1 protein-coding gene is annotated in these 1321 nt (G+C 42.2%); it reads right to left on the reverse strand.

Translation table 11 applies throughout. The annotated features are described in order from the left end of the window. A partial coding sequence (locus ACZMB2_RS14290) for an MSCRAMM family protein (protein ID WP_487597209.1) occupies positions 1–1321 on the reverse strand: 1321 nt, incomplete at both ends.

Here is a 1321-nt window from a genome sequence, read left to right on the forward strand (position 1 = left end):
GTAGTGCTTTCCACTACAACATAACTTCCATACGGCAGTTCCGGGCTGACTGCATATCCTTTGGTATCAGTGATCAGTTCCGGTACTGGTACGGCGGTTCCATTCTCATAAGTAACTGCAACCTGCTCTTTGCTGAAGTCATAATTCTTGAAATCACTTGCTGTATAGCTTTCTCCATTGGACGGTTTCAGTTTCCCATTTTTCACCTGTGTCAGGTCGCTGATCAGATATACCTTAAATCTTGCTCCTGCAACCAGGTCCGTTTCTGTCTGCTCTCCATCTTCACTGATTTTGATTAACTGGAATGCCTGTTTCTTTACCTGCTCTTTTACCGTAAGGTCTCTTGTCACTTCGGCAACATCCTGACCTTCATAAGTTACTGATACCTCATATTTGGTAGTATCCAGTGTATATCCTTCCGGTGGAGTGATTTCTTTTAGATACATTTCTCCAAGGTATAATTCTGAAAATTCCAGTGTTCCGTCATCTCCGATGACTCCCTGTGCAATCAGGCTGTCCTGTTTATACAGAACTCCTGTTGTGCCATCCGGATGCACGATGTCCTCTTTGGCATAAAGACCATACACCGCACCACGAAGAGCACTGTCCCCCTGCGCTTTAAATGCAAGTGTTTCTTTATCGATCTTTGCGATTTTTACTTTTCCGGTGACTCTCTCATCTGTTGCTGTTACATTCAATGTCTTTCCGGCTGCAACATCTACTTTATATACTTCTGTATTCAGTTTATATCCTGTCGGAGCAGTGATCTCTTTTACATACACAGTTTTCAGTGCAGAATCAAAATAATCGCTGACTGCTTTTCCATCTCTTCCGGTTGCTGACATTGTCATCAGCAGGTTTTCACACTTCTTATCAGTATAAATACCATAAACTGCTCCTGACAGTAGATTCTGTGTATTGACATCTTTCTTCATAAGTTCAATGCGTGTCATATTCAGCCACTGTACACTAAAACTTACCGGAGCTGCTGTTTCACTTTCAAATACACCGATATCCTGCTTGGAATTTCCGGTTGTCAGCACCAGTGTTCTCCATGTCTTTCCGACAGAACCATATAAGTTGCCGGAAGCATAACTGCCTGTCAGTAATAAATCCGCAGACAGATAGAATGTATCTCCACCATAAATCTGGATTTTTCCATTTGTAACACTTGTTCCTTTGGAAAGATTATGTGCTGTCACATTTTCCGGTACACTCAATGTCACATAGTTTCTGTGATCTCCAGACAGTGTGATATTTGGTGTTTTCTGGATGTTTCCATCCCGTACTGCATTCAGCTTTGTGCTTGAAAGGCTCAGTT

Source organism: Hominiventricola sp. (assembly GCF_057604405.1).